Source organism: Parcubacteria group bacterium CG10_big_fil_rev_8_21_14_0_10_36_14, assembly GCA_002772895.1.
In the GTDB taxonomy this organism is placed as follows: domain Bacteria; phylum Patescibacteriota; class Patescibacteriia.
In genome coordinates this window covers 1-1,201 of the sequence record PFCS01000053.1, presented here as the reverse complement: position 1 = coordinate 1,201, position 1,201 = coordinate 1, and the positions used below count along the sequence as shown (strand labels likewise).

Below are 1,201 nucleotides of genomic sequence, written 5' to 3'. Positions count from 1 at the left end.
GTCACCAAGCCAACAAAAAACCCGGTAAATACCGAGTTAAAAACTAACAATTAAATCTCTCTTTCTTAATCTTCATTAGCCTCCTTAATCAACTGCTCAATCTTACTCGCTTCTCTTTCAGTCGCATCAAACTCCCAAATAATCCTAGGGATTTTTCGAAGCTTAGTACGCTTGCGCAAAATGCCGACTAACTCGGAAGTACTGGCCTCTAATTTACGCATCGCAGTGCCTGCTAACTTATCTGGCAAAACTGAAAAACCGATGTGTGCTGTTTTTAAATCTGGCGAACATTGAACACTGGTAATCGTAATTAAAGAATCTTCAATTCTTACCTCGCGATTAATCGCCGAGGCTGTTTCTTCTAATATTAAATTGTTTATTCTGTCGATGCTAGCCATATTAAATAGTTCCAGTTATTCTTTCTTCAAGATAGGCTACTAAAATATCACCCTCTTCGATAACTGGTTTACCTTCAAAGCGCAGACCCGCTTCTTGATCTTTCTCTACTTCCTTAACGTCTTGTTTCCCAGATTGCAAACGACTAATCTTGCCGCCAACAATAAAATTATCACCCCGATAAACCTCTATCAAACAATCGTTTCTTAAAACACCGTCTAAAATTTTACCACCAACAATCTGACTATCGTTTTCCGTTCTAAAAATTGCCAAAACTTTTAAGCGACCTAAATCAACGCGATTAATTTCTGGTTTAACTAGAAGTTGCATTTCATCCTTAACGTATTTTATTAAATCATAAATGATAGAGAAAACTTGAACACTAACTTGTTTCTCACGAACCAAGTTTTCAATCGCTGGTGACATTTTAACGTTAAATCCTAAAATTTTGGCACCAGAATCTTCAGCGCGCTTTACATCGCCTTCAGTAATATAACCTAAACCTTTAGAAATAATTTTAACTTTTACTTTTTCACCATTTAATTTCAGCAGTGATTCTTCAATTGCCTCAGCTGAGCCCAGGAAGTCGGTCTTAATAATAACATTAACTTTAGGACTCTTATCTTCAACATTGTCATCAGAAACAGGAGCTGCTAATTCATGATGCCCAGAAACAGATTTAATTTTTTTAATTTTTACTTTTTCTCCTTCACCAACATTTAAAATATCACCCACGGCTGGAGAAATTTTTAAACCTAAAATCTTAGCCGGTGTTGATGGCCCAACCTCAGAAACATCTTCGCCT

At 36.5% G+C, this 1,201-nt stretch carries 2 protein-coding genes; both read right to left on the bottom strand.

Features of this window, described 5'->3' with window-relative positions; genetic code table 11:
• Positions 1-65 precede the first annotated feature (65 nt).
• Positions 66-398 carry a hypothetical protein gene (locus tag COU51_04265; GenBank protein PIR66377.1) on the bottom strand — a complete coding sequence of 111 codons (333 nt, stop codon included), beginning with the start codon at positions 396-398 and terminating at the stop codon, positions 66-68.
• A gap of 1 nt (position 399) precedes the next feature.
• The coding region (locus COU51_04260) for a hypothetical protein (GenBank protein PIR66376.1) at positions 400-1,201 on the bottom strand (802 nt) is incomplete at its 5' end.

Coding starts and splice junctions, on each gene's coding strand:
- COU51_04265 (PIR66377.1), bottom strand. CDS start 398: ATGGCTAGCATCGACAGAATAAACAATTTAATATTAGAAGAAACAGCC.